General features: G+C 69.4%; 23 protein-coding genes and 4 pseudogenes. 18 read left to right on the top strand and 9 right to left on the bottom strand.

The features are described from left to right. Window positions 1-345 precede the first annotated feature (345 nt). Entirely contained in the window at window positions 346-921 is a 576-nt protein-coding gene (locus tag ACZ4VL_RS20000; protein ID WP_468201460.1) for a TetR/AcrR family transcriptional regulator, read from the bottom strand. A gap of 152 nt (window positions 922-1,073) precedes the next feature. Next, complete coding sequence (locus ACZ4VL_RS19995; protein ID WP_468201457.1) at window positions 1,074-1,346, bottom strand: hypothetical protein; 273 nt, start codon at window positions 1,344-1,346, stop codon at window positions 1,074-1,076. Between the two features lie 46 nt (window positions 1,347-1,392). Between ACZ4VL_RS19995 and ACZ4VL_RS19990 the strand changes: the two genes are divergently transcribed. Then, a complete protein-coding gene (locus ACZ4VL_RS19990) occupies window positions 1,393-2,184 on the top strand; it encodes a hypothetical protein (RefSeq protein WP_468201455.1) in 792 nt (263 codons plus the stop codon). Between the two features lie 604 nt (window positions 2,185-2,788). On the opposite strand, the gene ACZ4VL_RS19985 is transcribed toward ACZ4VL_RS19990, so the two are convergent. Continuing rightward, window positions 2,789-3,373, bottom strand: a complete 585-nt coding sequence (locus ACZ4VL_RS19985) for a CGNR zinc finger domain-containing protein (RefSeq protein ID WP_468201452.1) — start codon at window positions 3,371-3,373, stop codon at window positions 2,789-2,791. Window positions 3,374-3,501: 128 nt separating this feature from the next. Between ACZ4VL_RS19985 and ACZ4VL_RS19980 the strand changes: the two genes are divergently transcribed. The 3 genes from ACZ4VL_RS19980 to ACZ4VL_RS19970 all read left to right on the top strand — a co-directional run bounded on the left by ACZ4VL_RS19980 (window position 3,502) and on the right by ACZ4VL_RS19970 (window position 6,520). Continuing rightward, window positions 3,502-4,758, top strand: coding sequence for an MFS transporter (locus ACZ4VL_RS19980; protein ID WP_468201449.1), 1,257 nt, complete (start codon window positions 3,502-3,504; stop codon window positions 4,756-4,758). After that, the gene (locus ACZ4VL_RS19975) at window positions 4,745-5,245 is read left to right on the top strand and encodes a GNAT family N-acetyltransferase (protein WP_468201446.1); all 501 of its coding nucleotides are present in this window, start codon (window positions 4,745-4,747) and stop codon (window positions 5,243-5,245) included. The genes ACZ4VL_RS19980 and ACZ4VL_RS19975 overlap by 14 nt, the downstream gene beginning before the upstream one ends. Before the next feature lie 171 nt (window positions 5,246-5,416). After that, window positions 5,417-6,520, top strand: a complete 1,104-nt coding sequence (locus tag ACZ4VL_RS19970) for an NYN domain-containing protein (RefSeq protein ID WP_468201444.1) — start codon at window positions 5,417-5,419, stop codon at window positions 6,518-6,520. A 284-nt stretch (window positions 6,521-6,804) separates the two neighbouring features. Here ACZ4VL_RS19970 and ACZ4VL_RS19965 read toward each other — a convergent pair. Then, window positions 6,805-7,266 (bottom strand): annotated as a pseudogene (locus tag ACZ4VL_RS19965) (IS630 family transposase); the annotation flags it as partial. 35 nt (window positions 7,267-7,301) lie between these two features. Here ACZ4VL_RS19965 and ACZ4VL_RS19960 point away from each other — a divergent pair. Beyond that, window positions 7,302-7,933 (top strand): annotated as a pseudogene (locus tag ACZ4VL_RS19960) (IS701 family transposase); the annotation flags it as partial. Then, window positions 7,932-8,342, top strand: a pseudogene (locus ACZ4VL_RS19955) (transposase); the annotation flags it as partial. The pseudogenes ACZ4VL_RS19960 and ACZ4VL_RS19955, both read left to right, overlap by 2 nt. Before the next feature lie 296 nt (window positions 8,343-8,638). Here the strand turns inward: ACZ4VL_RS19955 and ACZ4VL_RS19950 are convergent. Continuing rightward, window positions 8,639-9,823, bottom strand: coding sequence for an FAD-dependent monooxygenase (locus ACZ4VL_RS19950; RefSeq protein ID WP_468201442.1), 1,185 nt, complete (start codon window positions 9,821-9,823; stop codon window positions 8,639-8,641). 127 nt (window positions 9,824-9,950) lie between these two features. Here ACZ4VL_RS19950 and ACZ4VL_RS19945 point away from each other — a divergent pair, with 127 nt between their 5' ends. From ACZ4VL_RS19945 to ACZ4VL_RS19930, 4 genes and pseudogenes are all read left to right on the top strand, one after another. Next, window positions 9,951-10,877, top strand: a complete 927-nt coding sequence (locus ACZ4VL_RS19945; protein WP_468201440.1) for a GntR family transcriptional regulator — start codon at window positions 9,951-9,953, stop codon at window positions 10,875-10,877. An 86-nt stretch (window positions 10,878-10,963) separates the two neighbouring features. Beyond that, window positions 10,964-11,326, top strand: coding sequence for a transposase family protein (locus tag ACZ4VL_RS19940; RefSeq protein ID WP_468201437.1), 363 nt, complete (start codon window positions 10,964-10,966; stop codon window positions 11,324-11,326). A 93-nt stretch (window positions 11,327-11,419) separates the two neighbouring features. Then, a pseudogene (locus tag ACZ4VL_RS19935) lies at window positions 11,420-11,664 on the top strand (transposase); the annotation flags it as partial. Next, the gene (locus tag ACZ4VL_RS19930; protein ID WP_468201476.1) at window positions 11,650-12,498 is read left to right on the top strand and encodes a transposase; all 849 of its coding nucleotides are present in this window, start codon (window positions 11,650-11,652) and stop codon (window positions 12,496-12,498) included. The pseudogene ACZ4VL_RS19935 and the gene ACZ4VL_RS19930, both read left to right, overlap by 15 nt. 75 nt (window positions 12,499-12,573) lie before the next feature. Here the strand turns inward: ACZ4VL_RS19930 and ACZ4VL_RS19925 are convergent, their stop codons facing one another. Both ACZ4VL_RS19925 and ACZ4VL_RS19920 read right to left on the bottom strand, forming a co-directional pair. Continuing rightward, window positions 12,574-14,322: an NHL repeat-containing protein gene (locus ACZ4VL_RS19925; protein ID WP_468201434.1), complete on the bottom strand. Its 1,749-nt coding sequence runs from the start codon at window positions 14,320-14,322 to the stop codon at window positions 12,574-12,576. Window positions 14,323-14,735: 413 nt separating this feature from the next. Beyond that, on the bottom strand, window positions 14,736-15,068 hold the full coding sequence (locus tag ACZ4VL_RS19920) for an IS5 family transposase (protein ID WP_468201432.1): 333 nt from the start codon (window positions 15,066-15,068) through the stop codon (window positions 14,736-14,738). A gap of 221 nt (window positions 15,069-15,289) precedes the next feature. Here ACZ4VL_RS19920 and ACZ4VL_RS19915 point away from each other — a divergent pair, with 221 nt between their 5' ends. Together ACZ4VL_RS19915 and ACZ4VL_RS19910 are read left to right on the top strand one after the other, a co-directional pair. After that, entirely contained in the window at window positions 15,290-15,814 is a 525-nt protein-coding gene (locus tag ACZ4VL_RS19915; protein WP_468201430.1) for a hypothetical protein, read from the top strand. A gap of 462 nt (window positions 15,815-16,276) precedes the next feature. Continuing rightward, entirely contained in the window at window positions 16,277-16,525 is a 249-nt protein-coding gene (locus ACZ4VL_RS19910) for a hypothetical protein (RefSeq protein ID WP_468201427.1), read from the top strand. A 174-nt stretch (window positions 16,526-16,699) separates the two neighbouring features. On the opposite strand, the gene ACZ4VL_RS19905 is transcribed toward ACZ4VL_RS19910, so the two are convergent. After that, a complete protein-coding gene (locus ACZ4VL_RS19905; protein ID WP_468201424.1) occupies window positions 16,700-17,287 on the bottom strand; it encodes a TetR/AcrR family transcriptional regulator in 588 nt (195 codons plus the stop codon). A gap of 612 nt (window positions 17,288-17,899) precedes the next feature. Between ACZ4VL_RS19905 and ACZ4VL_RS19900 the strand changes: the two genes are divergently transcribed. From ACZ4VL_RS19900 to ACZ4VL_RS19885, 4 genes are read left to right on the top strand one after another with little or no spacing between them, the layout of a single operon-like run. Next, window positions 17,900-18,019: a VOC family protein gene (locus tag ACZ4VL_RS19900; RefSeq protein WP_468201473.1), complete on the top strand. Its 120-nt coding sequence runs from the start codon at window positions 17,900-17,902 to the stop codon at window positions 18,017-18,019. A 54-nt stretch (window positions 18,020-18,073) separates the two neighbouring features. After that, a complete protein-coding gene (locus ACZ4VL_RS19895) occupies window positions 18,074-18,514 on the top strand; it encodes a VOC family protein (RefSeq protein ID WP_468201421.1) in 441 nt (146 codons plus the stop codon). Continuing rightward, entirely contained in the window at window positions 18,511-18,909 is a 399-nt protein-coding gene (locus ACZ4VL_RS19890; RefSeq protein WP_468201418.1) for an ester cyclase, read from the top strand. Before ACZ4VL_RS19895 ends, ACZ4VL_RS19890 begins: the two co-directional genes overlap by 4 nt. A 36-nt stretch (window positions 18,910-18,945) precedes the next feature. Next, window positions 18,946-19,269: a TfoX/Sxy family protein gene (locus tag ACZ4VL_RS19885; protein ID WP_468201416.1), complete on the top strand. Its 324-nt coding sequence runs from the start codon at window positions 18,946-18,948 to the stop codon at window positions 19,267-19,269. Window positions 19,270-19,321: 52 nt separating this feature from the next. Here the strand turns inward: ACZ4VL_RS19885 and ACZ4VL_RS19880 are convergent, their stop codons facing one another. Then, window positions 19,322-20,029, bottom strand: a complete 708-nt coding sequence (locus ACZ4VL_RS19880; protein ID WP_468201413.1) for a substrate-binding domain-containing protein — start codon at window positions 20,027-20,029, stop codon at window positions 19,322-19,324. Between the two features lie 104 nt (window positions 20,030-20,133). Between ACZ4VL_RS19880 and ACZ4VL_RS19875 the strand changes: the two genes are divergently transcribed. Then, the gene (locus ACZ4VL_RS19875; protein WP_468201410.1) at window positions 20,134-20,901 is read left to right on the top strand and encodes an IclR family transcriptional regulator; all 768 of its coding nucleotides are present in this window, start codon (window positions 20,134-20,136) and stop codon (window positions 20,899-20,901) included. A 104-nt stretch (window positions 20,902-21,005) separates the two neighbouring features. Further along, window positions 21,006-22,211, top strand: coding sequence for a 4-hydroxybenzoate 3-monooxygenase (locus ACZ4VL_RS19870; protein ID WP_468201407.1), 1,206 nt, complete (start codon window positions 21,006-21,008; stop codon window positions 22,209-22,211). Window positions 22,212-22,224: the final 13 nt, after the last annotated feature.

The raw sequence follows: 22,224 nt of genomic DNA, 5'->3' as shown, positions 1-22,224 counted from the left end.
GCTACCTCGCCGGCCTCCACCTCCGCGCCGCAATGATCTGGATCGACGACCTCCTGAAGACCGCCGAATGATCACGACATCACACAGGCCCTAGGCCCCAGTGAGACAACACCGCGGAGGGCGGGACCGTCCTGTTCGGCGCCAGGAGAAGCGATGGGCTCCCGCGCGCTGAGCATGCACCTGCCCGCGGCAGACCGTAAGTGCAGGCCCGTCACGAACGACCAAGACTCAGGGCGCCGACAAGGGGCTCGTGTGAGGTTCGGATCCTGCGGAAGCGGTCGCCGCCCACCGGGCCGGCTGGGCGTCCGTCCGCCGGCCAGGCTCTCCGTCCCACCGCACGTACGGTCAGGCCTGCTCGGTGCCGGACGCCAGGGCGGGCATGAGAGCGGCCAGGACCGTTCGCATGTAGGACTCGGGGACGGGGCGTGTGCGCAGGAGCCAGGTGTGGTAGATCGGGCCGTAGATAAGTTCCACGGCCAGCTCAAGATCCAGGTCGGGACGGAGCTGGCCTGCGTCGCGAGCCTTGGCGAGTCGGGCGACACATTCCTCGATGGAGCCACGCAAGATGCGGCTGATCCCATCGGCAGCAGCGTCGTCGCTCTGGGCGGCAGCGATCAGGCCTCTCCAGACCGCGCCGAAATCAGACTGGAAGAGCTGCATCACGGCCGCGGTCTGCGTCGTCAGGTCAGCCTGGATGTCGCCGGTGTCCGGGTACCCAGCCGCGGTGTCCCGTACGGTCTCAACGCCCTCGATCAAGATCGCCGCCTTTGATGGCCACCAGCGGTAGATCGTCGTTTTCCCCACGTTCGCTCTGGCGGCGATCGCCTCGATCGTCGTCGCCGCGAACCCGCGCTCGGCGCACAACTCGAAGGCAGCCGAGATGATCGCCTCACGGGCCTTCTCATTACGACGGGCTGACATGCCGCAATCCTACCGAAACGCTACCTCCCGCCCGGTGCAGGCCTTCGGCCGCCTGGCGGCAAGCCGGTCGCGGACCTGGAGCCCGGAAACCTGTGCGACTGCGGCCTGCGTCTGTGAAATGCCCACCACAACGAACACGAGTACTCGCACTCTCACGCCGCCCTCCTCGCCGTCGCCTCCACGGTCTGCGCCGTCACCTGCGAACCGGCCTCAAGGCCAAGGAGGGCGTCACCGGCTTCGACTGCACCCATTGGATCGACAGCCAGGGCCGCACCATCCGCTTTGAGCAGCGCTTCGAGGTGCACGGTGTGGAGGCCGTCAACAAGGCCGCCTTCGCGGACTTCGGTCCGTCGAGACGCCGACCGGCAACTGAGCCGCACGCTCCCCCCTCCGGCGAGGCCGTTCCCCTCGGAGCCGTCGGCCACCTTGAAGCTCCACCGCCGCCACCATCGAGCTCGTCGCGGCGAGGCGGTGGAGTACGTCGCCCGGCAGGTGCAGTTACCCGAGTTGGAGCCGGGGACGTACGAGTGGAGCGGCCGGACGATCGAGGACCACCACTCACTGTTCCGCGGGCACCTGGGCTGCCGTGAATGCAGTATCGCGGACGCGGACAAGCTGACGGCCCGACTCGCCGAACACGACGCGTGTAAGGAGCGGCGGCCGGAACAGGTGCCGGTGCAGCTCCTGACCCGCTGTCGTGAGGAGTCATCGAGCCTCCGTCTCCGGGGGCGGACCGTGGCAGCCTCGCTGCAGGCGGCCACGGTGATGCTGACGACGAGGATCGAGGCGCGGCTGACAGTGGAGAGCACAGAGCGGATCGTGGCCCTGGTCGCCGGCGTCGACCAGGACGATGCCGTACCCGGTGAAGCTGGCGCCTGTGAGGGCGAGAACGACCCGCCGGTCCCGCAGAAGATCAAGGCGGCCCCGGGCAACGTGAGCCTGGAGACGATGCTCACCGAGATCGACAAGCTGCTGTTCGCCGACGTCGGACTGAGGGTAGTAACCAGACGGCGGGCGCGGGCCGCAGTCCCGTCCCATCAACGTACGCACCCGCTGCCGCTGCGGGTCACGCTCCCGCTGCTGCACGAGCGGGAGCGGGAGATCACCGACACCTTGGTGAAGTTGCTGATTTCAAGATGCTCAAGCGCCAGATGGCCGAGCCAACTTCGACCTCCTTCGCAAGCGCGTCCTCCACGCAGCATGAGGTCGCCGGTCGTAGCGGCGTGGATGGTCAGGGTGTTGACCGCGACGTCGGCGCTTTGATGGAGCCAGAGGACTTGAAGGAGAGCGTCTGCCACGACCGTTCGTGATTGTGGTTCCGGTGACGCTCCGTGGCTCTGACACGGAAAGTGATCCAGAACCACTCTTCAGGCGTCGCCGACAGGCACCGAGCTGCCCAGCCCGGTGACCAGCGCGACGCTGGTGTCGACCTCGTTCCTGTGTCCAGCCGGTGATGCCGAGCCGCAAGCCATCCAGCGGCGTATTCCCGGTCAGGCCGCAAGCCCGGACCCTGGTCGCCGTGGTGCGTGCCGTGGACCCGGCCGCGGAGCAGCTTCAGTTCTGTATGTCCGACGACTGCGGTCAGCGCCTGCCCTTACCGGGCGCGCAGATACCTCCACATGGAGTAAGGAGCGCTCCTGCCGAAGCGCATCTTCGTCAGTTTCGACCACGACTATGACGTGACCCTCAAGGACTTCCTCATCGGGCAGGCAAAGAACCCTGACTCGCTCTTCGAGGTGCATGACTGGTCGATCAAGGAGGCATCATCTGCCTCGAACCGGGAGTGACCGCGGGAGTCCTGAGGCCACTTCGCCGCCTGGGGCGACGTCGGACCGTCGGTCACTGGTTCCACCGTCCGTCGCCGCCGTCAGGCGGTGCCGCGGCCCGGTCGGTGTGCCGCGGCATGGCGTGCGGCGCGGATCCGGTTGCCGCACCGGTCTGAACACCAGCGGCGTGCGGCGTGTGACCTGATCATCAGCCGTGTGCAGCCGGGGGTGCCGCAAGCGGCGATCTTGGCGGCATCGTTGCTGCTGAGGAGCTCCGACCCGTTGTCGGCCAGTAGGGCGAGCGCCAGGTCCAGCGGATGTTCCGTGTCCGGTCGGACCTCGCGGTACGGGCCCTGGCTGCCCCAAGCGAGCATGCGGACGGGAGGGCTGGCGCCCAGCGCCGCATTCACGGCCTCCACCGGCGGGAGGTCGGGAGCCGTGCCGCTGATGCACGCCTCGAACAGGGCGCGCAACGCCTCCCGCAGGTTCCGCACCCGCGAGACCTGGCCGGCGTCGAGGCGAGCACCGGCGGGCAGCAGCCCACGGCCAGCCAGCCACGCCTCGGCCGCTGGCGGGTCGGGCAGTCCCTCGTAGGGGCCACCCGGTAGCCGGAAGCGTGTGTTGACGAGGGCCAGGGAGACGAAGAGCTCGTCACCAGCCGCCGGGGGAGTTGGCGTCGCGCTCACGCGGGAAGACGGTACGGCATCCATGGACCAATGGTAAACCTTGCAATTTCCCGTTGGTCGCGCATACGGTCCCCATGACCAACGGAGAATCAGCAGATCCTCCGTTAGCGAGAGTTGGGGGCATACGAGTGGAACCACGAGAGAAGGCGCTGACCGGACAGGTCTGTGCCCTCGCGGCCGGCATGTTGGCAGTGGGAACGGACAGCTTCGTGATGGCCGGTGTCCTGCCAGACATCGCCGCGTCGTTACGCGTGGACCTGTCCACGGCAGCCGGGCTCGTCTCGGCGTACGCGCTGGTGTACGCGGTCCTCTCGCCGGTGGTCGCGACACTCGCGGCGCGGATGCCGCGCAAGCCGCTGCTGGTGGCCGGCCTGCTCGTGTTCGCGGCGGGCAACGTCGGCACCGCTCTCGCCACCACCTACGGGACGGCTCTGTGCTTCAGGGCCGTCTCCGCCCTGGGGTGGGCCATGTTCACCCCCACGGCCGCGGGTGCCGTCGTGGCCATGGCTCCACCGCACCGCCGCGCCACGGCACTGTCGCTGCTGTTCGCCGGTTTGAGCGCCGCCACCGCGCTCGGCTCGCCGGTCGGCACGGCCATCAGCGCCTACGCGCAGTGGCGCGGCACGATGATCTTCGTGGCCGTACTCGGCCTGCTCTCGGCACTGGCCGTCCTGGCAGCGACGCCATCCGTGCCGCTGCCTCCGCCGACCGGGCTCAGGAGAAGGCTCTCCCCACTGTCCGATCCGCGCATTGCGTGCACCCTGCTGCTGCCCCTGGTCCTGAACTGCGGTCTGTTCACGCTCTACACCTACGTCAGCGAGGTCTTCGCACCGGCGACCGGCGGGGACACGCGGACACTCGCCTGGTTGCTGTTCGCCTGGGGTGCGTCAGCCGTGGTCGGAAACCTGGCTGCGGGCCGGCTGACGGACAGATACGGCAGCCGCGTCGTCATCAATGCGGCCGGGCTCGTCTGCACCCTGGTCTTCGCGACCATTCCCTGGTCGGGCGCACGCCTGGGCACCGCGTTCCCCGCCGTGATGCTCTGGGGGGCGTGCGGGTGGGCGCTGATCGTCCCGGTCCAACACCGGCTGGTCGCCCTGAACCCCCAGGCCGCCCCGTTCTCCATCGCGCTGAGCTCCTCGGCCACCTACCTCGGGGTCTGCCTGGCGCCACTCCTGGGTGGTCTCCTCCTCACCTGCGGAGTGAACCCGATCCAGCTCGCCCTGCCCGCCGCGGGCGTACTCGTCACCGGCCTGGCGCTCGGCGAAGCGGGCCTTCTGCCGGCCTGCCGCAACCGCCGCGTCTCCGTCGAAGCAGACGTGACCGGCACCCCCGCCCCCACCACCGATCCCCTCAAGGAGGAGCAACCCCATGCAGCCCCGTAAGGCAACGTCCGTCGACGTTCCGGAACTCGTCCGGCTCCGCGCGACGGCCCTCGACGCCCTCGGCGTGAACCCCGGTCCGCCCGACGCGCCCTGGCGGAGCATCGCCCATGACTGGTTCGCACAGCGCATCAGCAACCGACCGGACTTCAGGTGTCTGGTGATCGGAGGGGAGCCGGCCGAGCCGCTCGTGGCCGCGGGCATGGCATGGGCGACGTACCACCTGCCCGGCCCCCAGTGGCTGGACGGGCGCCGCGGCTACATCGACGGCATGGTCACCGACGTCGCGGCACGCGGCCGGGGGCACGCCGGGAAGATCGTCGCCGGACTGGTGGACTGGCTGAACGAGATCGGCATCCACTACATCCAGCTGCATGCCAGCGCCGGTGGGGAGCCGGTGTACAAGGCTGCGGGCTTCGTCGCCTCCCTCTATCCGGGAATGGACCTGATCACCACGGAACGTGCGGCGAAGCAGGACTCCCCGCGCTGACTCCGTCAAGCAACCAGGTGAGCGGGCAGCCAGGTGGACGCGGTCCGAGGAGTTCGACCTCAGAACACCGCGCCCCACCAGCCGTTCGGCAGGCCGATGGATCTGCCGAACGGCAGATGTGGCCGCCTTCCGCAGGCGCGAAGCTGTGTTCGACCACGAAGGAGACGCAACATGACGCAACACCTCACCGGGCCCGCGCCGGCACGAGCGCAGCCCCCCTCCGCCGTCCGCCACCGCTGCTGGTCGAGGTGGCCCGCATGGTCGGGCCGGCTGGCGGTGGCATGGTCGGCGCTCTACGGCGCGGCGGCGGTGTACTGGAGCCTCGGCGGTGCCGGATACCCCTTCGCCCACGTCGCCGAAGACCGGTCCTCGGCCTCGCTCTTGGAACCGAGCAGAGCCGCCCTCGTCGCACCGCTGATCGCCGCGTTCTGCGCGATCGGCGTGGTGACCGGCATTCTCATGCTGCGCAAACCCGGCACGGGCCCCCGCCGCCGGTTACTACTGGCCTATGGCTGGTCCGCCGCCGTGGCCCTGGGACTGCTCGTCCCCGACTACTCGCTTCTGGGCGTGATCGTCTTCTCCCCCGTCCTGCTGGTGTTCGCCTTCACGGGCGTGCCCGGCCCCCAGAACGGTCTGGGCGACATCCTGTACTGGCACCGGATCAACCTCATCCTCGTCTTCGTCGGCGGCCTGCTCTGGCTGGCCGCGACCCTCGCCTACCACCGGCGAACGGCCGGGAGCTGCGAACACTGCGGCCGGAGCGACCGGAAGCCGCCGACGTGGAGCGAGCCGGCGGCCGCGCTGCGCTGGGGCCGCTGGGCGGTCCATGCGGCGGTGCTCTGCACGATCCCGTACGACATCACCCGTATCGCCTGGTACTTCGGCTGGCCCCTGGGCATCTCGGACGCGTTCCTCAAGGACATGCAGGACACCAGCGGCATGCTGGAAATCGGGCTCGCGCTCGGTGTGGCCTCGACACTGGGAAGCCTACTCACGCACGGACTCATCAGCCGGTGGGGCGAGGTGTGGCCGCGCTGGGTCTGGTTCAAGCACGGCAAGCCCGTCCATCCCGCCACCGCGATCGTCCCGGCGGCCCTCATGGCTGCAGTGATCGTTCCCGGCGGACTGATGAGCGTCCGCCTCTTCGAGGCCGACGAGTGGGGTGCGCTGGGGCCGAGCATCTTCTGGGTGGGCTGGGGCGTGAGCCTGGGCGTCGCGACCCTCTCGTACTACCTGCGGCGCCGGGGCCAGTGCGGTTACTGCCTGCGAGGCTGACAGCCGCCGCCGGGCACGCCGGGCCGCACAGCAGGCCGGGCCGCACAGCAGGCCGCCGGCCACGGCACCGCAGGGCATCGTCCCGGGCGTTGGGACTCAAGGGGACACCAGCCGAACAACTGATCCGTCTCGTCGACCGGATCGACCACATCCAGCGCCAGCTGGCAGGGCTCCGGTCCAGAGATCGGCGGAAGCAAACGGCCGAACACCTACGCCACCCCGGACCGCCGAAGGCCCCGGAGGAGGGCATCGAGGGCCGAGCACCAGATACTGACTTCGGCTCGTCAGGATGACGCTGGGCCGTCCAGGGTCAGGCCGGTGCCGGCTATGAACCGTTGAGTGTGTCGGGCCGGTATTGAAGTCGATTGAGCCGGTTGCGGACGAGGGTTTCGAGGCGGTCGAGGGCCATGACGGCGAGGTTGGCCGGCTGCGTTTGACGTGCGCCTAGACGCCTTCGACCGAGTTGAGGTCAGGTGAGTAGGCGGGCAGCTGGAACACGGTCAGCCATGCCCGCTCGGCGGTGCAATGAAGTCCCGCTCGCTCATACTTCGGCGCCTGCCCCTGCCCACGGCGTGGGTCCGCAGGCGGTGGCACAGAGGTGTCGGGGATCCAGGCCGCATGGCGCTCAGCCCGGCTACCGACAGCCGTCCCGAGCGGCGGCCGCTGACCGTCACGATCGGGGTGCGGCCTCGCCGGCCCCAGGCCCGTCCCCTCGGCGGCCGTCGGGTGAAGCCGGCTTCGTCTTCGATCCGGCGGGCGGGGCGGCTGACCGTCAGGGGCCTTGCATGAGCGGTTCGTCCACCGTTTCTCCAGGTCGGAGCCGCGGGAGTCGGCTCTCACATACATGCTGGGGCTGATAGCTCCGCTGGAGCGCACAAGAACGGCTGAACGCTTGCGGAGGAGGCCGGGTATGGGGGTCCGGACCGGATCCACCGGCTGCTGAACAGACTCAGGAACGGCCGGCCGGACGGAGAACTGCCGGATCGGGGTGTTCCTCGCTACGCCGGCGGCCGCGGCCGCGGCCACATGTTCGGATGACCGGGACCGGTGCCGGGCCGCCGGCATCGACGACATGGTCGCTTTCGAGAACGGTGGGTGACCGCCGATGCCGCCTACGGCTTCTCCGAGGGCTGGCGCACGGAGCTGGAGCGGGCGGATGTCTCCACGTCATGGCCACCACCCGGCTCGACACTCCCCCGCTTTCCCGGCCTGCCCCGGCAGAAGTGGAAGCGCCGTTCCTGTGGGATGGGCGCCCACGGCCCGTGGGTCTATGACGGGGCCAGGGTCGAGGTCCGTCCCTGTCACCGCGAAGACCGCCGGCACCGGGTGATCGCCCGCCGCAGCGTGAGCCGGCCCGAGGAGATCTCCTACTACATCGCCTGCTGCCCCGCCGAAACCACCCTCGACAAACTTGCTGTGTCACCGCCTTCGGACCCACCCCGCAGGCAAGGGAACACGTCGCAGCATGGGCGAGCGGGACTTCATCTCACTGGTCGACGGAGTCCATCACCTGGTCAGGGCGCCGATCGTGCTGGTCTGGGACCGCCTGAACACGCACGTCTCCCGCAGGATGCATGACCTTGTTGCCGAGCGGGACTGGCTGACAGTGTTCCTGCTGCCCGCCTACTCACCCGACCTGAACCCGGTCGAAGGGGTGTGGGCCCACGTCAAACGCAGCCTCGCCAACCTCGCCGTCATGGCCCTTGACCGACTCGAAGCCCTCGTCCGCAATCGCCTCAAACGCCTTCAATACCGGCCCCACACCCTCGACGGCTTCATAGCCGGCACCGGGCTGACCCTCGACACACAAACCTCACCGTGACAAGCCGAAGTCAGTAACAGCAGGAGGCTGGCGCGGCCGACCCGAGGTCCTCGCCCTCCAGCTGACGTCCCTGCTCGACGGAGCCACTGGCGGTGTAGGCGTCTGCCGCGCCACAGGTGCCAGACGGGCCTCACACGCCTCCGCCACCGCTTCCATACTGTCCGAACCATCACACCGGCAGCCTCCGCCATCACCGGCACATGCAGCGACGACACCGACCCCGCACCCTGATCCACCTACGCATATGCGTCGGCGGCCGGGCGGTCGGGTTCCCGTGTGGATGGCTCCGTCGCCTGTCAGGCGGCGGTGGCAGGGGCGTAGTCGGGGAGGCGGACCGGCTCCGTGCGGGTGTTCTCGGGGGCGTTCGCGGCCAGCATGTCCAGCACCTCCTGGGTGGGGGCCGGCAGGAAGCACCGCTCGGCGCCCTCACGGCCCAGCGCCTGGTGCTCGGCCACGTAGGGGCGCATCAGCTCCTCGTACGCGGTGAAGGCGGCCGTGTGGTCGCCGCCGCGGGCGGCGAGTTCACCGGCGAGGAGGTAGGCGCCGATCAGCGCCTGCGAGGTGCCGCGGCCGGAGGTGGGGCCGGCACAGTAGCCCGCGTCGCCGAGGAGAACGACGCGGCCGGCGGACCAGGTGTCCATCTCGACCTGGGCGTTGGCGTCGAAGAAGAACTCCTGCGCGGCCTCCATCTCCTTCAGCAGGCGCGGCACCTCCCAGCCCTCGCCGGCGAACCGCTCGGCGACGATCCGCTTGTGGGAGGCGGGGTCGCGGCGGTCGTACTCCAGGTGGTCGGCGGCGAAGTGGAAGGCCGCGCGGGCCTCGGTGTTGTCGCGGGCCGTGAAGATGTTGGCGGCCTTGCCCGGGGCGGCGTAGAGGTGGCCGGTGTTTTCCAGACCGAGGTAGTTGTCCAGGTTGAAGATCGCCGTGTAGATGCCGAGGTGGCGGACGTACTGCTCCTCGGAGCCGAAGGCCAGGGCGCGGGTGCGGGAGTGCAGGCCGTCAGCGCCGACGACCAGGTCGAAGCGGCGGGGCGCGCCGTGCTCGAAGGTGACGAGGACGCCGTCCTCGTTCTGGTCCAGGGTCGCGATGGAGTCGCCGAAGACGTATTCGACGTTCTCGCGGGTTGCCTCGTAGAGCATGCGGGTCAGGTCACCCTTGAGGACCTCCAGGTCCCCGGCGAACACCGCCGCGGGGAGAGTGGCGTACCGGTTGCCCTCGGCGTCGACCATGGCCGCGTCGCCCATCTGCGTGTCCAGTGCCTGGATCTGGTGGAGGAGGCCCATGCGGTCCAGGACGTCGAGGGCCTCGCCGCGGAAGTCGATCGCGTAGCCGCCGTCGCGCAGTTCCGGGGCTCGCTCCACGATCGTGGGGGTGAAGCCGTGGCGGTGCAGCCAGTAGGCGAGGGCCGGGCCCGCGACGCTGCCGCCGGAGATCAGCACGGTCCGGTTCGTCGTCTGGGGCTGGGGCTGGGGCTGGTTCATTCCGGTTCCTCTCTCGGGGTGATGTGTACAACGTACAGACAGGAACTTGTGGAGGGAACAGGGGAATTGAGTAATCCGATCTAGTGCACTAAGGTCTGCCCGTACTAGTGCACCGGGAGGGGGCGGGATGGCGGAACGAGAGCGGGCGCCGTACGCGCGGATCGCGGCCGAACTGCGGGGCCGTATCGAGCGCGGAGAACTGGGCCCGGGCGACCGGGTGCCCTCGACACGGGCCATCACCCAGCGGTGGGGGGTCGCCATGGCCACCGCCAGCAAGGTCCTGGCCCTACTCGGGCAGGAGGGCCTGGTCCAGGCGGTGCCGGGGGTCGGCACCGTGGTCGCGGCCCGGCCCGTGACGGGCACCCCCGGCCGCCGCACCGCCACCGAGGACGACACGGCACAGCGCGCCCGTATCGTCCGTGCGGCAGTCGCCATCGCGGACGCGGAAGGACTGGCCGCCCTGACCATGCGCCGGCTCGGCGCGGAACTCGGGGTCTCGGCCATGTCCCTCTACCGCCACGTCCAGAACAAGGAACAGCTCGTGGCGCTGATGGCCGACGCAGCCTTCGGGGAACAGGCCCTGCCCGAGCGGCCGCCGCCGCACTGGCGGGAACGGCTGGAACTCTCGGCGGCCCTGCAATGGCAGCTCTACCGGGCTCACCCCTGGCTGGCCGGCGCGATGAACCTCAGCCGGCCCCTGCTCGTCCCCAACGGCATCCGACACATCGACTGGGCCCTCGCCGCCCTCGAAGGCCTCGGCCTGGACGCCGACACCCGCATGCACGCCGCCGTCACCCTCTTCGGATACGTCCGCGGCCACGCCATCGACCTCGAGCCTGAGTCCGACGCGGCGCGCACCAGCGGCGTCAGCGGGCAGGAGTGGATGCGCGCCCAGGAGACACGGCTGGCGGCGCTGGGAGACGGCGGCGCCTTCCCCGCCTTCACTGCAGCCCGAGTGGACGCCGACCTCTCCCCCGAATCCCTCCTCCACTACGGCCTCGGCGCCCTCCTCGACGGACTCGCCACCCGCACCACCACACCGCCGAACTACTGAGGTTGTCGGAGGGTGGGGTATGTCAATCGAGCGGCCCTGGCCCATGATCGGTGGTAGCGAGGGGTGACGGTCGTCGTTGACGGTGCATGGAAGATGTCAACGACCTTGTGAACGTGGTGTTTTCGGGCCTTGCCTCGCTGGTCGTCGAGGATGTGACGGACGAGGGCGGCGTCATCCGGGTGCGGGCTCGGACCCGGGACGAGTTGGTGCAGTGCCCGGTGTGCGGACAGACGACGGGGCGGGTGCACGGCTTGCACCAACGTACGATCGCGGACGTGCCGGCGGACGGCAGGCGCGTCGTGGTATCGGTGCAGGTCCGGCGCCTGGTCTGCCCGGCCCTGGGCTGCCACCGGCAGACGTTCCGTGAACAGGCCCCCGGCCTGATCGAACGCTATCAGCGGCGCACACGCCGCCTCGCCGACCAGCTCGGCCAGGTGGTGAAGGAGTGAGCGGGCCGGGCGGGCGCCCGCCCCTCCCGTGTCCTGGCTGCGGCGATATCCCGCTCGACCGCCCTGCGGCTTCTGGCCCACCTGCCCTTGCCCGTGGTGCAGGTGCCGCGCGTCCTCGGCGTCGATGACTTCGCGCTCAAGCGCCGCCACCGCTACGCGACTGTCCTGATCGATGCCGAGACCAGCGAACGCATCGACGTACTCCCGGACCGCGGCGCCGACGCCCTGGAGCGGTGCTGCGCGAGCACCCCGGCGTCCAGATCGTCTGCCGTGATGGCTCCGCCGCCTACGGGGAGGCCGTGCGCCGGGCCCTGCCCGAAGCGGTGCAGGTCAGCGACCGCTGGCACCTGTGGAAGAACCCGTGCGAGAAGAACCTGGCCGAGGTCCGCTCCCACAGCGCCTGCTGGGCCACCGCCAACACGCCCCGCCCGGCCGGCGTCCACGAGCAGACCACCCGCGAACGCTGGCACCAGATCCACGACCTCCTCGGCAAGGGCGTCGGCCTGCTCGAATGCGCCCGCCGCCTGAACCTGTCCCTCAACACCGTCAAGCGCTATGCACGCACCCGCGAACCCGAAGCCCTGCGGCGGGCACCGCGCTACCGGCCCACCCTCGTCGATCCCTACCGCGACCACCTGCGCGAACGCCGTGCGGCCGACCCCACCATCCCCCTGAAACAGCTGCTCGGGGAGATCCAGGAGCAGGGCTACGGCGGCAGCTTCAACCTCCTCTACCGATACATCACCCAGGGTCGGGCAGAAGGCGACCGGCCCGTCACCACCCCACGATGGCTGGCCCGCCTCCTGCTCACCCATCCCGACCACCTTCGGGACAAGGACACAAATCTCCTCGCCGAGCTCACCGCGTCCTGCCCAGAGATGACCCAACTGATCTTGTTTATTCGTGAGTTTTCACAGCTCCTCACGCCGGCCGCAGGCAATGACAAGAAACTCACCGCGTGGATCGCTGGCGTCCGCACGGCCCGGCTGCCCTACCTCCACGCCTTTGCGAACGGTCTCGAACTCGACCGCGCAGCACTCAACGCCGGCCTCACCCTCCCGCACCACAACGGGCGGACCGAAGGCGTCAACACCCGCACCAAACGGATCACGAGGCAGATGCACGGACGGGCTGGCTTCGACCTCCTCCGCCACCGCATCCTCCTGCACTGACCGTCACCCCTCGTTACCACCGATTACGGGACAGAGCTGTTTACTGGACAGACCCGGGCCGCTAATTCGGCTGGTTCAGGGCGTTGGCTGCAGGGTGTTGTCATGTGCGGTCGGGGAGAGGACGGTGCCGGTCAGGCGTACGGGAGCGTGGCGTCCGATGGTGGCGCGGCCGTCGGTGTAGATACCGGGCTGGGCCTTGTCGAGGGCGCGCAGGGGGAAGGTGTAGGTGAGGGTGCCCCGGTCACTGCTCGTGGTGTTGACGTGGGGGTTGCCGGTGATCACAACTGTGGTGCCGTTGTTCTGGATGTTGCTGTCCAGGTGGCCGGTCACGACGCCTTCGGGGGAGTCGTAGTAGCCGTAGAAGGGCTGGCCGGTGAAGGCGAAGCCGGTGGGGGCTGTGAAGGTTTGGGTGATGACTCCGGGGTTGACGGGTTGGCCGGAGGCTGAGCTGATCTCCATGAGGAGCAGGGTGGGGGTGCCGGGTTTGGCCTGTGGGGGAAAGGCCTGGTAGATGGTCAGGTCGGTCTCGTCGGAGACCGGGGCGGGGACGACGATGTTGACCGGGATGGTGAAGACGTTGTCGACCAGTCGGGTGTCGCCGTCGTAGTCGATGCGTACGGTGGCCCAGTAGGTGCCTGGGGTGGCGTTGGGCAGGGCGATGATCTGGAAGACGCCGTCGAGGGATCCCTGATTGGGCAGTAGGTGGGCGCCGGGGAAGCTGCGCGTGCACTGCTGCGCGGCGCATCCGGGTTCCACACCGACCAGCTGGGCGGGGAGGGTGAGGGTGACGGTGACCTTGCCGCCTTCGACCATGGCCGGCCCCCAGCTGTGTACCCGCACGCCCAGGCCGAACAGCTGGCCCTGCCGTACCGTGCCGGGCGCGACAGGCTTGCCGTACAGATCTGCGCTCGGTGTCTCCGGCTGAGGCGGTGTGGTCTGCCCGACGGTGCGTACCTGCCTGATGCGGTGGTTGTAGTAGTCGGCAATGCAGACGTTGCCAGAGGCATCCACCGCCACGCCGAAGGGGCCGTACAGGTAGCTGGAGGTGGCCGTTCCGTCGCCGTTCCACCCTGCTGTGCCGCTCCCGGCGATCGTCTGGATCCACCCGTCGGGCGTGACCTTGCGGATGCGGTGGTTCGTGTTATCAGCGATGAAGATGTTGTCCGAGGCGTCCACCGCCACACCGAGGGGGTAGTTCAGCCAGGAGGAGGTGGCCCGGTTGTCGCCGTTGAAGGCGGCCGTTCCGTCGCCTGCGACGGTGGAGATCCTGCCGGTGCTCTGGTCGATCTTGCGGATGCGGTGGTTGTGCTGGTCGGCGATGTAGACGTCGCCGGAGGAATTCACTGCCACACCGTAGGGGTAGTTCAGCTGGGAGGAGGTGGCCTGGCCGTCCATGTCGAAGCCCGCGGTCCCGGTTCCCGCGATCGTCCGGATCCGTCCGTCGGGCGTGACCTTGCGGATGCGGTGGTTGTTGTTGTCCGAGATGTAGACGTTGCCCTCAGCGTCCACCGCCACACCCGTGGGGTGGTTCAGCTGGGAGGAGGTGGCCTGGCCGTCGCCGTTGAAGCCCTTCTGCCCGTTCCCCGCGATCGTCCACACCTGCCCCTCAGCCGAGACCTTGCGGACACGGTGGTTGGCATAGTCGGCGATGTAGACGTTGCCGGCGGCGTCCATCGCCACCCCGGTCGGGTAGTTCAGGTAGCTGGACGTGGCGAACCCGTCGCCGTTCCAGCCGCCTGTGCCGTTCCCTGCGAGCGTCGCGATGCTGCCCACCGCGAACGCGGAGTAGGTCAGACTCCGGGGCTGCAACATGGCAGTACTCATCAATCCTCCTGCTGGCCGGTTATCCGCAGCCCGCTCCACGGCGGCGCGCGGTGCACGTCCCCTTCCACGGCGTGGGGACACGACGGCGCCCTGCCCAGACCCCTTAAGCACCACGAAGAAGACGGACAAATCGTCACATGATGCCCTCGCGTGTGCGACCCGATGACCGCCCGAGAACGACGCCCCGGTCACAGGGACGCCCGAGACGCATCTCGCGGCGGTCGTCCGCAAAGAGGCGACCTCCGCGGGGCAGTCCGGCAACAGGCCCTCGCCGCGATGGGCGCCGAAGTCGTGGAGTTCCTTGATCTCGCGTTCGGCCGTCAGCGTTGCCCACGCCGCCTGGAGTCATAGCCATCCAACTGCGGTCAGTCCGCCGCGGGACCGGCCGAGGGCCGGACTGCAGACCCCCCTTTTCAGGCCCCGGCCGCGTGCTGGTGGGCACGGACAACGGTCGAGTCCACCGGCGCCAGCCACTCGATGTCGCCTGCCACGTTCGCTTGCGCCCGCGCGGCCTGCAGCATCCGCTCGAAGGTTCCGTCCGCCGCCCACCTGCGGAAACGGGTGTGGAGGCTGGCCCACGACCCGTACGGGTCGGGAACGTCCCGCCAGGCGACCCCGGTCCGGAACTTCCACACGATCCCGTTCAGAATCGTCCGGTCGTCCAGCCGTGGCGGCCCCAGCACGGGCCGAGGCAGCAGCGGCTGCACGAGTTCCCACTCTGCGTCCGACAGTTCATGGCGACGCATCACCCGACCATGATCCACAATGCAAGATCACTTTGACGACAGGCCCTAGGAGTGTCCTGAAGATCTTGAAATCGCGCCCGACTTGCGCCGCTTTAGGACGATCGACATTTGCTGGCAATCCAGGGTGAGCCGGGCGGTCAGAGCAAGATCTTCAGCGGACTCCTAGCTTGACTCTGTCGGGGATCTTGGAGTCGCCCGGTGCGTCGGCGTGATTGGTGGGCATGGACCTCGCGCTGGCCCGCCTGAAGGAGGCCAGTCTGGTGCGCGAGCGCACCACACAGCGCACCGACTCCACCCACGTCCTGGCCGCGGTCCGCGACCTGACCCGGCTGGAGATGGTCACCGAGGCGGTCCGCGCCGCGCTGGAAGAGGCCGCCGGCACCACCCCACACCCGCTCGACGAGCTGGTCGACGAGGAGCGGGGGCGCCGCTACGGACGCCCGGTCCGCCTGGGCAAGAACCCCAGGATCCTCGCCACCGGCGACGACGCCGTCCGGCTCCTGGAACGCCTCTACCGGCACGGAGCGGACCGCGCATCGGGCCCTCGCGCCCCGGCCCTGCGCCAGATCATGGTGCAGAACTACCACCGCGTCGCCGCAGGCCCCCTGCGCTGGCGCACCGGCGAGAAAGAGGACGGACCCGGGCTACCGCCCTCGTCCCGGGCGATCGTCTCACCCTACGACACCTCGGCCGCTATGCCCGTCACGGGCACATCATCAGCTGGAAGGGGTTCTCCGCCCATCTGACGGAGACGTGTGCTGACGGCCCCAACGTGATCACGGACGTGGCCACTACCGCGTCCACCACCCATGACAGCAACGTCCTGCCCGGCATCCACACCCGCCTGCACCACCGCGGCCTGCTGCCCACCGAGCACCTGGTCGACAGCGGCTACACCTCGTTGCCCCACCTGGAACAAGCCGCACGCGACCACCAGGTCACCGTCTCCGGGCCGCTCCGGGGCAACCCCACCCGGCAACACCGCCGAGGCGAGGGCTTCGCCCGAGACGACTTCCACATCGACTACGACCGCCAACAGGTCACCTGCCCCGAGGGCCAGGTCAGCCAGGGCTGGCACGGCCCCTACCCGACCTCTTCGCCCACCGCGGCCCCGCTGATCGTGGCACGGTTCACCAAGAGCCGCGCGCCTGGCCGCCGCCCCCGCCCGATATACCTTCCAGGCCGTCGTCGAAGCCGACGCCGACACGGTGCGCTCCCGCAGATGGTCCCTTCCCGGCCGCGTCCAGCCGCTCGACGACCGCACCAGCGAGCTGCGCCTGGCCTCGGATGATCCCGGCCGCATCGCCCAACAGCTCCTGGGAATCGACCTCGGCGCCGAGGACACCATCCACGTCACCCCTACCCTCGCGCCCCACCTGGAACGGCTGGGACAACGCCTGCTACGCGCGGCCCGCGCTCTCACCCGCCAGGACCGCCACGGCGCCAACGAACGGTGAGCAGCGCCCTCCGCACAGCGGGGCGACCGGGACGGGTGGACATCGCTGTCGCCGGTCTGCAGCGGCGGCGCCGTCCGCCTTCCGTGTTCCCGGGACCGGCTGCCCGGCCCAGGGCTGGTCAAGGGTGTCGGGCATCCCCCTGCGGGCCAGGGCACCCACCGTCGGGGCACGCCTTCACGCGGTGAGCGCGGGGTTCGGGGTGAGGATGCGCCGCAGGATGCCCTCGAGCTCGGTGCGCGTGGGCGGGTGGGTGCCGGCGAGGCCGCGGAGGGTGAGCCCGTTCAACGCCGCGACGGCGGCCTGCGCCGTCAGCGGGTCGACGTAGGACAGGAGGGCGTCGGTGGTGACCTCGGTGTACCGGTCGGCGATCGGGCGCAGGGCGGAGCGGCGAAGGGCCGCGAGGTAGAGCTCGAGTTCGACGGTCTCGTAGGCGCGGTCGGGGCCGTAGGCGTGGAGCATGGCGTCGGTGAGTAGGACGGCCAGCTGGTCGGGGGTGAGGCCGGGGCGTTGGGCGACCCATTCGGCGAGCATGGCGGCGTAGCGGTCGCAGGCGAGGGTGAGGGCGGCCTGGATGAGGTCGTCCTTGGTGGTGAAGTGGTAGGTGGTCGCCCCCAGGGGCACGCCGGCTTCGTCGGCGACGGCTCGGTGGGTCAGGCCCTCGATGCCGCGTTCGGCGATGACGCGCAGGGTCGCTTCCGTGATCTCGGCGATGCGGCGTTGCGGGTCGCGGCGGCGTCGGGGGGAGGGCGGCTGGGTGGGCATAAGTGCGGCTCCGGAGGCAGGGTAACGGGCTGCGGTACGTATGTACCGTAGGCCGCTCCCGGGCGCCGCGCGACTGGGGAGGCGCGTTCAGAGGCGGTGTGGTGTGGCGTGGGCCCATGTCCGCCACCTCACGAGAATCATGCGATATGTCCGCATTGCACGCTGCCTCGGATTCGAGTTACAGTACAGATGTACTGAAAAGCAGGTCCGGACCCGCACCGACCCCGTTCCGTATCCGGCTCCGCGCCGGGCTTCCCTTCGTGGAAGCGGTCAGGGGGCCGTGCCTCCTCGGCTCGACCTCTCCCCTTTTCTGATGGAAGGCCTTCTCATACCTGTTGAATCCGCCCCGGCGGCTGCCATGCGGTCGCTGGCCTCCGGTGCCCTGTGGGCTCCCGACAGCAGGGTGCTCGCCGAGTTCTACGCCGCCGCGCTGGGCTGGCGCCTGGCCGACGAGTTCCCCGGCGAGGGCGGCGCCCCTTCCTCGTCACCGATGGCTCCACCCGCCTCGTGTGCCACACGGCCCGGGAGTACAAGGCCCCCGACTAGCCGGCGGACGAGCTCCCGTTCCACCTCGACCTCGCCTTCGACGACGTTCCGGCCGCCGAGCGGCGCCTGCTCGCCCTGGGCGCGAGCAAGCCCGCCCACCAGCCCGGCGGCGAGCACTGGACCGTCCTACTGGACCCCTCCGGGCAGCCCTTCTGCATCAGCACCGGATGGCCCCAGGAGTCCTGAAACCCCTCCCCCACCCCTGCCCCACTCCGTTACCCCCACCCTAGGAGAACTGCCATGGCGTACGCGCCCTGTTTCAGCGTCAAGGACACCGCGGCCAGCATCGCGTTCTACAAGCAGCTCGGCTTCGACGTCGACTCCAGCACCGCCAATCCCGGCGACGACATCCACATGCTCTTCTACCAGGGCGAGTTCTGCGCGATGCTCTACAGCAACGACGACCTCAAGAACTGGCTGCCCGTCCTCGCCGAAACCCCTATCGGCTTCGCCGGCATGCACTACCTCGGCGTCGACGGCCTCCAGGACGCCTACGACCGCATCTCCCGCCACGCCGAGATCGTCAAGCCCCCCTCACCGAAGACCACAACGGGGTGCGCCTGTTCTACTTCCGCGACCCCGACGACTACGTCATCGGCGTCAACGAGAAGTCCACCGTCAACGCCGGCTAACCCCAGCCCGCCATCCCCCCACTTCTTCCGAGAAGGACCGAAACCGTGAGCACCACCCTGACCAGTGCCGCCGCCCGTGCGGTCGACGACGCCTGGGCCGCCGCCTACAACGACCAGGACTTCGGCCGCTTCGACGCCCTCTACGCCCCGGACGTCCCCTACTCCTGCGCGGCGTACGGCCTCGCGTTCACCGGCCGCGACGCCTTCGTCGCCCACGTGAAGGAGTACGCCAGCGCCGTCCCCGACCGGAGGATGACCGTGCGCCGGATCATCCCCCACGGGGAGACAGTCGCCGTCGAGTTCGACTTCCACGGCACCAGCTCCGGACTGCACCCCGCCCTGCCCCCGAAGGGCGAACCGGTCCGCACCGGCTTCCGCACCGTCCTCGAAGTACACGACGGCCACATCACCCCCCAGACCGACTACACCGGCGGCACCCGGTGACGGACGGGCCCGGTCGCCCGCGGAAGGAGCACGATCATGGCGTATGACGAGATACTCGCGGAGCGGGTACGCGAGCGGCTCGAACCGGAAGGGGTGAGCGCGAAGAAGATGTTCGGCGGCATCACCTTCCTCCTCAACGGCAACGCCCTCGCCAACGTCTACGAGGAGGGTCTGATGGTGCGCGTCGGACCCGACGGCATGGACGAGGCCCTCGCCCGACCGGGAACCAGACAGCTCGTCTTCCGCGGCAAGGAACAGAACGGCTGGGTACTGCCCGCCGAAGAGATCCTCGACGACGACGTGCTGGACGGCTGGCTCACATGGGCCATGGACGTCACCGCAGAACTCCCACCCAAGTAGACCCCCGGGTTACGGCTGGACGTGGGGACAGACTTCTCCCCGCCGCTCGCGGTCATCCGTCGGCGGCTGGAACCCCGGGTGACATGTGTCCGCCCTGATCCCAGGTGGCCCGCATGCCCCTCGCGCGGATGGTCTTCGATGCTGCGTCGGAGCCGAGAATGTCGAGAACCTCGCAGGCGCGATGTGGCTGGGGCGAAGCAGCCAGTACGCCCCCACTGAACGTCGAGCTGATCGCGGTGTCGCCCGGCAGCGGGCCGATGATGACGATGTCCGGCAGATCCATCAGCTCGCTGTGCTGTTGAAAGGCCAGATCGGCTGCACCGGACACGAGCAGGCTGCCGACCGGTACCCCCGGTGGTGCTTGGACGAGCCGGTTTCGGAGCGTGTCGGCGAGATCGAGCCGGGTGATCAGATCGACAAGGGCTGTACCGCTGGGCCCTGTGGAGTAGGCGACCCGCTCCGCAGCGAGGAGAACGGCTCGCAGGTCAGGCTCTGAGCGCAGGGCTGGGACTGGTGACCCTTCCGGTACGGCGGCAACGACCTGTGAGATCCACAGGGGGCGCGCCGTTCCCGCCAGGAGGTGTCCTTCGTGTTCCAGTCGGGCCAATGCGCCATCGGCGAGCACGAGCAAGTCGGCCTCGGTGCCCTCGCGCACTCGCCGTGCGACCTCGACGCCGCCGGCGGACTCGAACCGTACGGGAATCCCGTGATCGAGTCGGATGTGATCGGCAAGGTCAGCCAGAATCAGCCGTGTCGCCATCGAGGACAGTCCAGAGAGCTCTCGACCCACATCGCCTCCTAATGTCCGGCCGATGGTACGACGCGCGACCGGGGGGCTCAACGACGGTCTGCGAGACTGACGGCGTGAGCACAACCCAGATCACGGCGGCCGGAAAGGTTCTGAAGGTCCTCTCGACCTTCGATCGTGAGCGCACGTCGCAAACGCTGTCGGAGATCGCTCAGCGCGCGGGCCTGGCCCTGAGTACCACGCATCGCGTGATCGCAGAGCTGGCCGAATGGGGAGCGCTTGAGCGTGGAGAGGACGGGGCGTGGTACGTCGGGCTGAGGCTCTGGGAGATCGCCTCGGGATGCCCCCGCACTCAGATCCTGCGTGACGTGGCCCTGCCGTTCATGCAGGACCTGTACGAGGCGACTCACGAGAACATCCAGCTCGCGGTGCGCGAAGGCACGGAACTCGTCTTCGTCGAGCGGATCGCCGGGCACCGGTCGGTGCAACTGGTGACGATGGTCGGTTCCCGGTTCCCCATCGGCTCCACCGGGATGGGTCGGGTACTGCTGGCACACGCGCCCCGGGACATCCAGGAGGAGGTCCTCGAATCGCCGCTGCGGGCCTGGACCCCGCACACCGTCACAGCACCGAAGACGTTGCGCGCACAGTTGGACCGCATCCGCCGCGAGCAGGTCTTCGTCAGTGACCGGCAGCTGTCGGAGAGCACGGTCGCGGTGGCTGCACCCGTGCGGATCGGCCGGACCGGGCCGGTCAGTGCCGCGCTGGGGATCGTCATGCCGGCGCGGGGCGCGGACCGGGCCCATGAGCTGCGGGAGCTTCTCCTGAGAGCCGCGCACGCGGTGTCCGACGAGCTCGGCCGGCGGGCGCACACAACGCACTGATTTCCGGCGAGGCTTCCACCAGGCGGAAACACCAGCGACTGGTCGCGGTCCCGGGTGCCAGCGTTCGGGGTGTTCGAGACGCTCGCAGCCGCTCAGGAGATGCCATGGCCGATGCCATTGTCGACACCGTTGCCTCGGTTCCAGTCGCCGTCGTCGGTGCCGGTCCAGCCGGCCTGATGCTGGCGCACCTGCTGGGGCGCGCGGGGATCGAGACGATCGTGGTCGACACCCGCACCCGGCACGAGATCGAGACGACGCAGCGGGCCGGCGTCCTCGAAGCCGACGCGGCCCGGGATCTGATCGAAACCGGCGTCTCCGACCGGATTCTGCGCGACGGCTGCGAGCACGAGGGCGTCGAGCTCCGGTTCGGCGGCCGGCCGCACCGCATCCACTTCAAGGAACTGGTCGGCGAGTCGGTGTGGCTCTACCCCCAGACCGACGTGTTCGTCGATCTGGCCGATGCCCGGGCCCGCGACGGCGGCACTGTCCACTTCGGTATCAGGGACACCGAAGTCCTCGACATCACGACCGACGCTCCCAGGGTCCGCTACACCGCGCCCGATGGGACCCGCCACGAGATCCGGGCACGGTACGTGGTCGGTACGGACGGGTCGCGCAGCATGTGCCGCGACCTGGTGCCCGCGGACCAGCGTGTGCGCTACGGCAGGGAGTACCCCTTCGCCTGGTTCGGCATCATGGCCGAGGCACCGATGAGCGCCTCCGAACTGGTCTACGCACACTCCGAGCACGGGTTCGCACTGATCAGTCAGCGCACCGGGACGGTGCAGCGCATGTACTTCCAGTGCGGCCCCGACGAGTCCCCCGACGCCTGGCCGGACGACCGCATCTGGGAGACGCTCCAGGCCCGGGTGGCCGGACAGGACGGCTTCCGGCTCAAGGAGGGGCCGATCCTCGAGAAAACGGTGCTGAGGTTCCGCTCGTTCGTACAGGAGCCGATGCGCTGGGGCTCGATGGCGCTCGCGGGCGACGCCGCGCACACCGTGCCGCCGACCGGCGCCCGCGGGCTCAACCTCGCGTTGCACGACGTGAAGGTGCTCGCCGATGTCCTGCTGCGGGCACTCGGCAGCGAGGGCGCCACCGCCCTGGACGAATACCAGCCGCGTGCCCTGCAACGGGTCTGGCGGGCGCAGAACTTCTCCTACTGGATGACCCGGCTGCTGCACACCCCGCCCGGCGGCACACCGTTCGACCTGCGGCGCCAGCTCGGAGAGCTCGACAACGTGACGGGCACGCGCGCCGGGCGCACCTACCTCGCCGAGCAGTACACCGGCTGGCCCACCCGTCCCTAGGTCGTCAAAGTAC

The sequence above is a fragment of the Streptomyces sp. NPDC029014 genome (assembly GCF_055564695.1).
This window is presented reverse-complemented; position numbering and strand designations above follow the sequence as displayed.

What these genes read in the sequence shown, in the direction of transcription:
- ACZ4VL_RS19970 (WP_468201444.1), top strand. Translation starts at nt 5,417, where the DNA reads ATGACGCAACACCTCACCGGGCCCGCGCCGGCACGAGCGCAGCCCCCC.
- ACZ4VL_RS19870 (WP_468201407.1), top strand. Translation starts at nt 21,006, where the DNA reads ATGGCCGATGCCATTGTCGACACCGTTGCCTCGGTTCCAGTCGCCGTC.
- ACZ4VL_RS19945 (WP_468201440.1), top strand. Translation starts at nt 9,951, where the DNA reads ATGGCGGAACGAGAGCGGGCGCCGTACGCGCGGATCGCGGCCGAACTG.
- ACZ4VL_RS20000 (WP_468201460.1), bottom strand. Translation starts at nt 921, where the DNA reads ATGTCAGCCCGTCGTAATGAGAAGGCCCGTGAGGCGATCATCTCGGCT.
- ACZ4VL_RS19920 (WP_468201432.1), bottom strand. Translation starts at nt 15,068, where the DNA reads ATGCGTCGCCATGAACTGTCGGACGCAGAGTGGGAACTCGTGCAGCCG.
- ACZ4VL_RS19925 (WP_468201434.1), bottom strand. Translation starts at nt 14,322, where the DNA reads ATGAGTACTGCCATGTTGCAGCCCCGGAGTCTGACCTACTCCGCGTTC.
- ACZ4VL_RS19915 (WP_468201430.1), top strand. Translation starts at nt 15,290, where the DNA reads ATGGACCTCGCGCTGGCCCGCCTGAAGGAGGCCAGTCTGGTGCGCGAG.
- ACZ4VL_RS19905 (WP_468201424.1), bottom strand. Translation starts at nt 17,287, where the DNA reads ATGCCCACCCAGCCGCCCTCCCCCCGACGCCGCCGCGACCCGCAACGC.
- ACZ4VL_RS19880 (WP_468201413.1), bottom strand. Translation starts at nt 20,029, where the DNA reads ATGGCGACACGGCTGATTCTGGCTGACCTTGCCGATCACATCCGACTC.
- ACZ4VL_RS19940 (WP_468201437.1), top strand. Translation starts at nt 10,964, where the DNA reads ATGGAAGATGTCAACGACCTTGTGAACGTGGTGTTTTCGGGCCTTGCC.
- ACZ4VL_RS19975 (WP_468201446.1), top strand. Translation starts at nt 4,745, where the DNA reads ATGCAGCCCCGTAAGGCAACGTCCGTCGACGTTCCGGAACTCGTCCGG.
- ACZ4VL_RS19895 (WP_468201421.1), top strand. Translation starts at nt 18,074, where the DNA reads ATGGCGTACGCGCCCTGTTTCAGCGTCAAGGACACCGCGGCCAGCATC.
- ACZ4VL_RS19885 (WP_468201416.1), top strand. Translation starts at nt 18,946, where the DNA reads ATGGCGTATGACGAGATACTCGCGGAGCGGGTACGCGAGCGGCTCGAA.
- ACZ4VL_RS19950 (WP_468201442.1), bottom strand. Translation starts at nt 9,823, where the DNA reads ATGAACCAGCCCCAGCCCCAGCCCCAGACGACGAACCGGACCGTGCTG.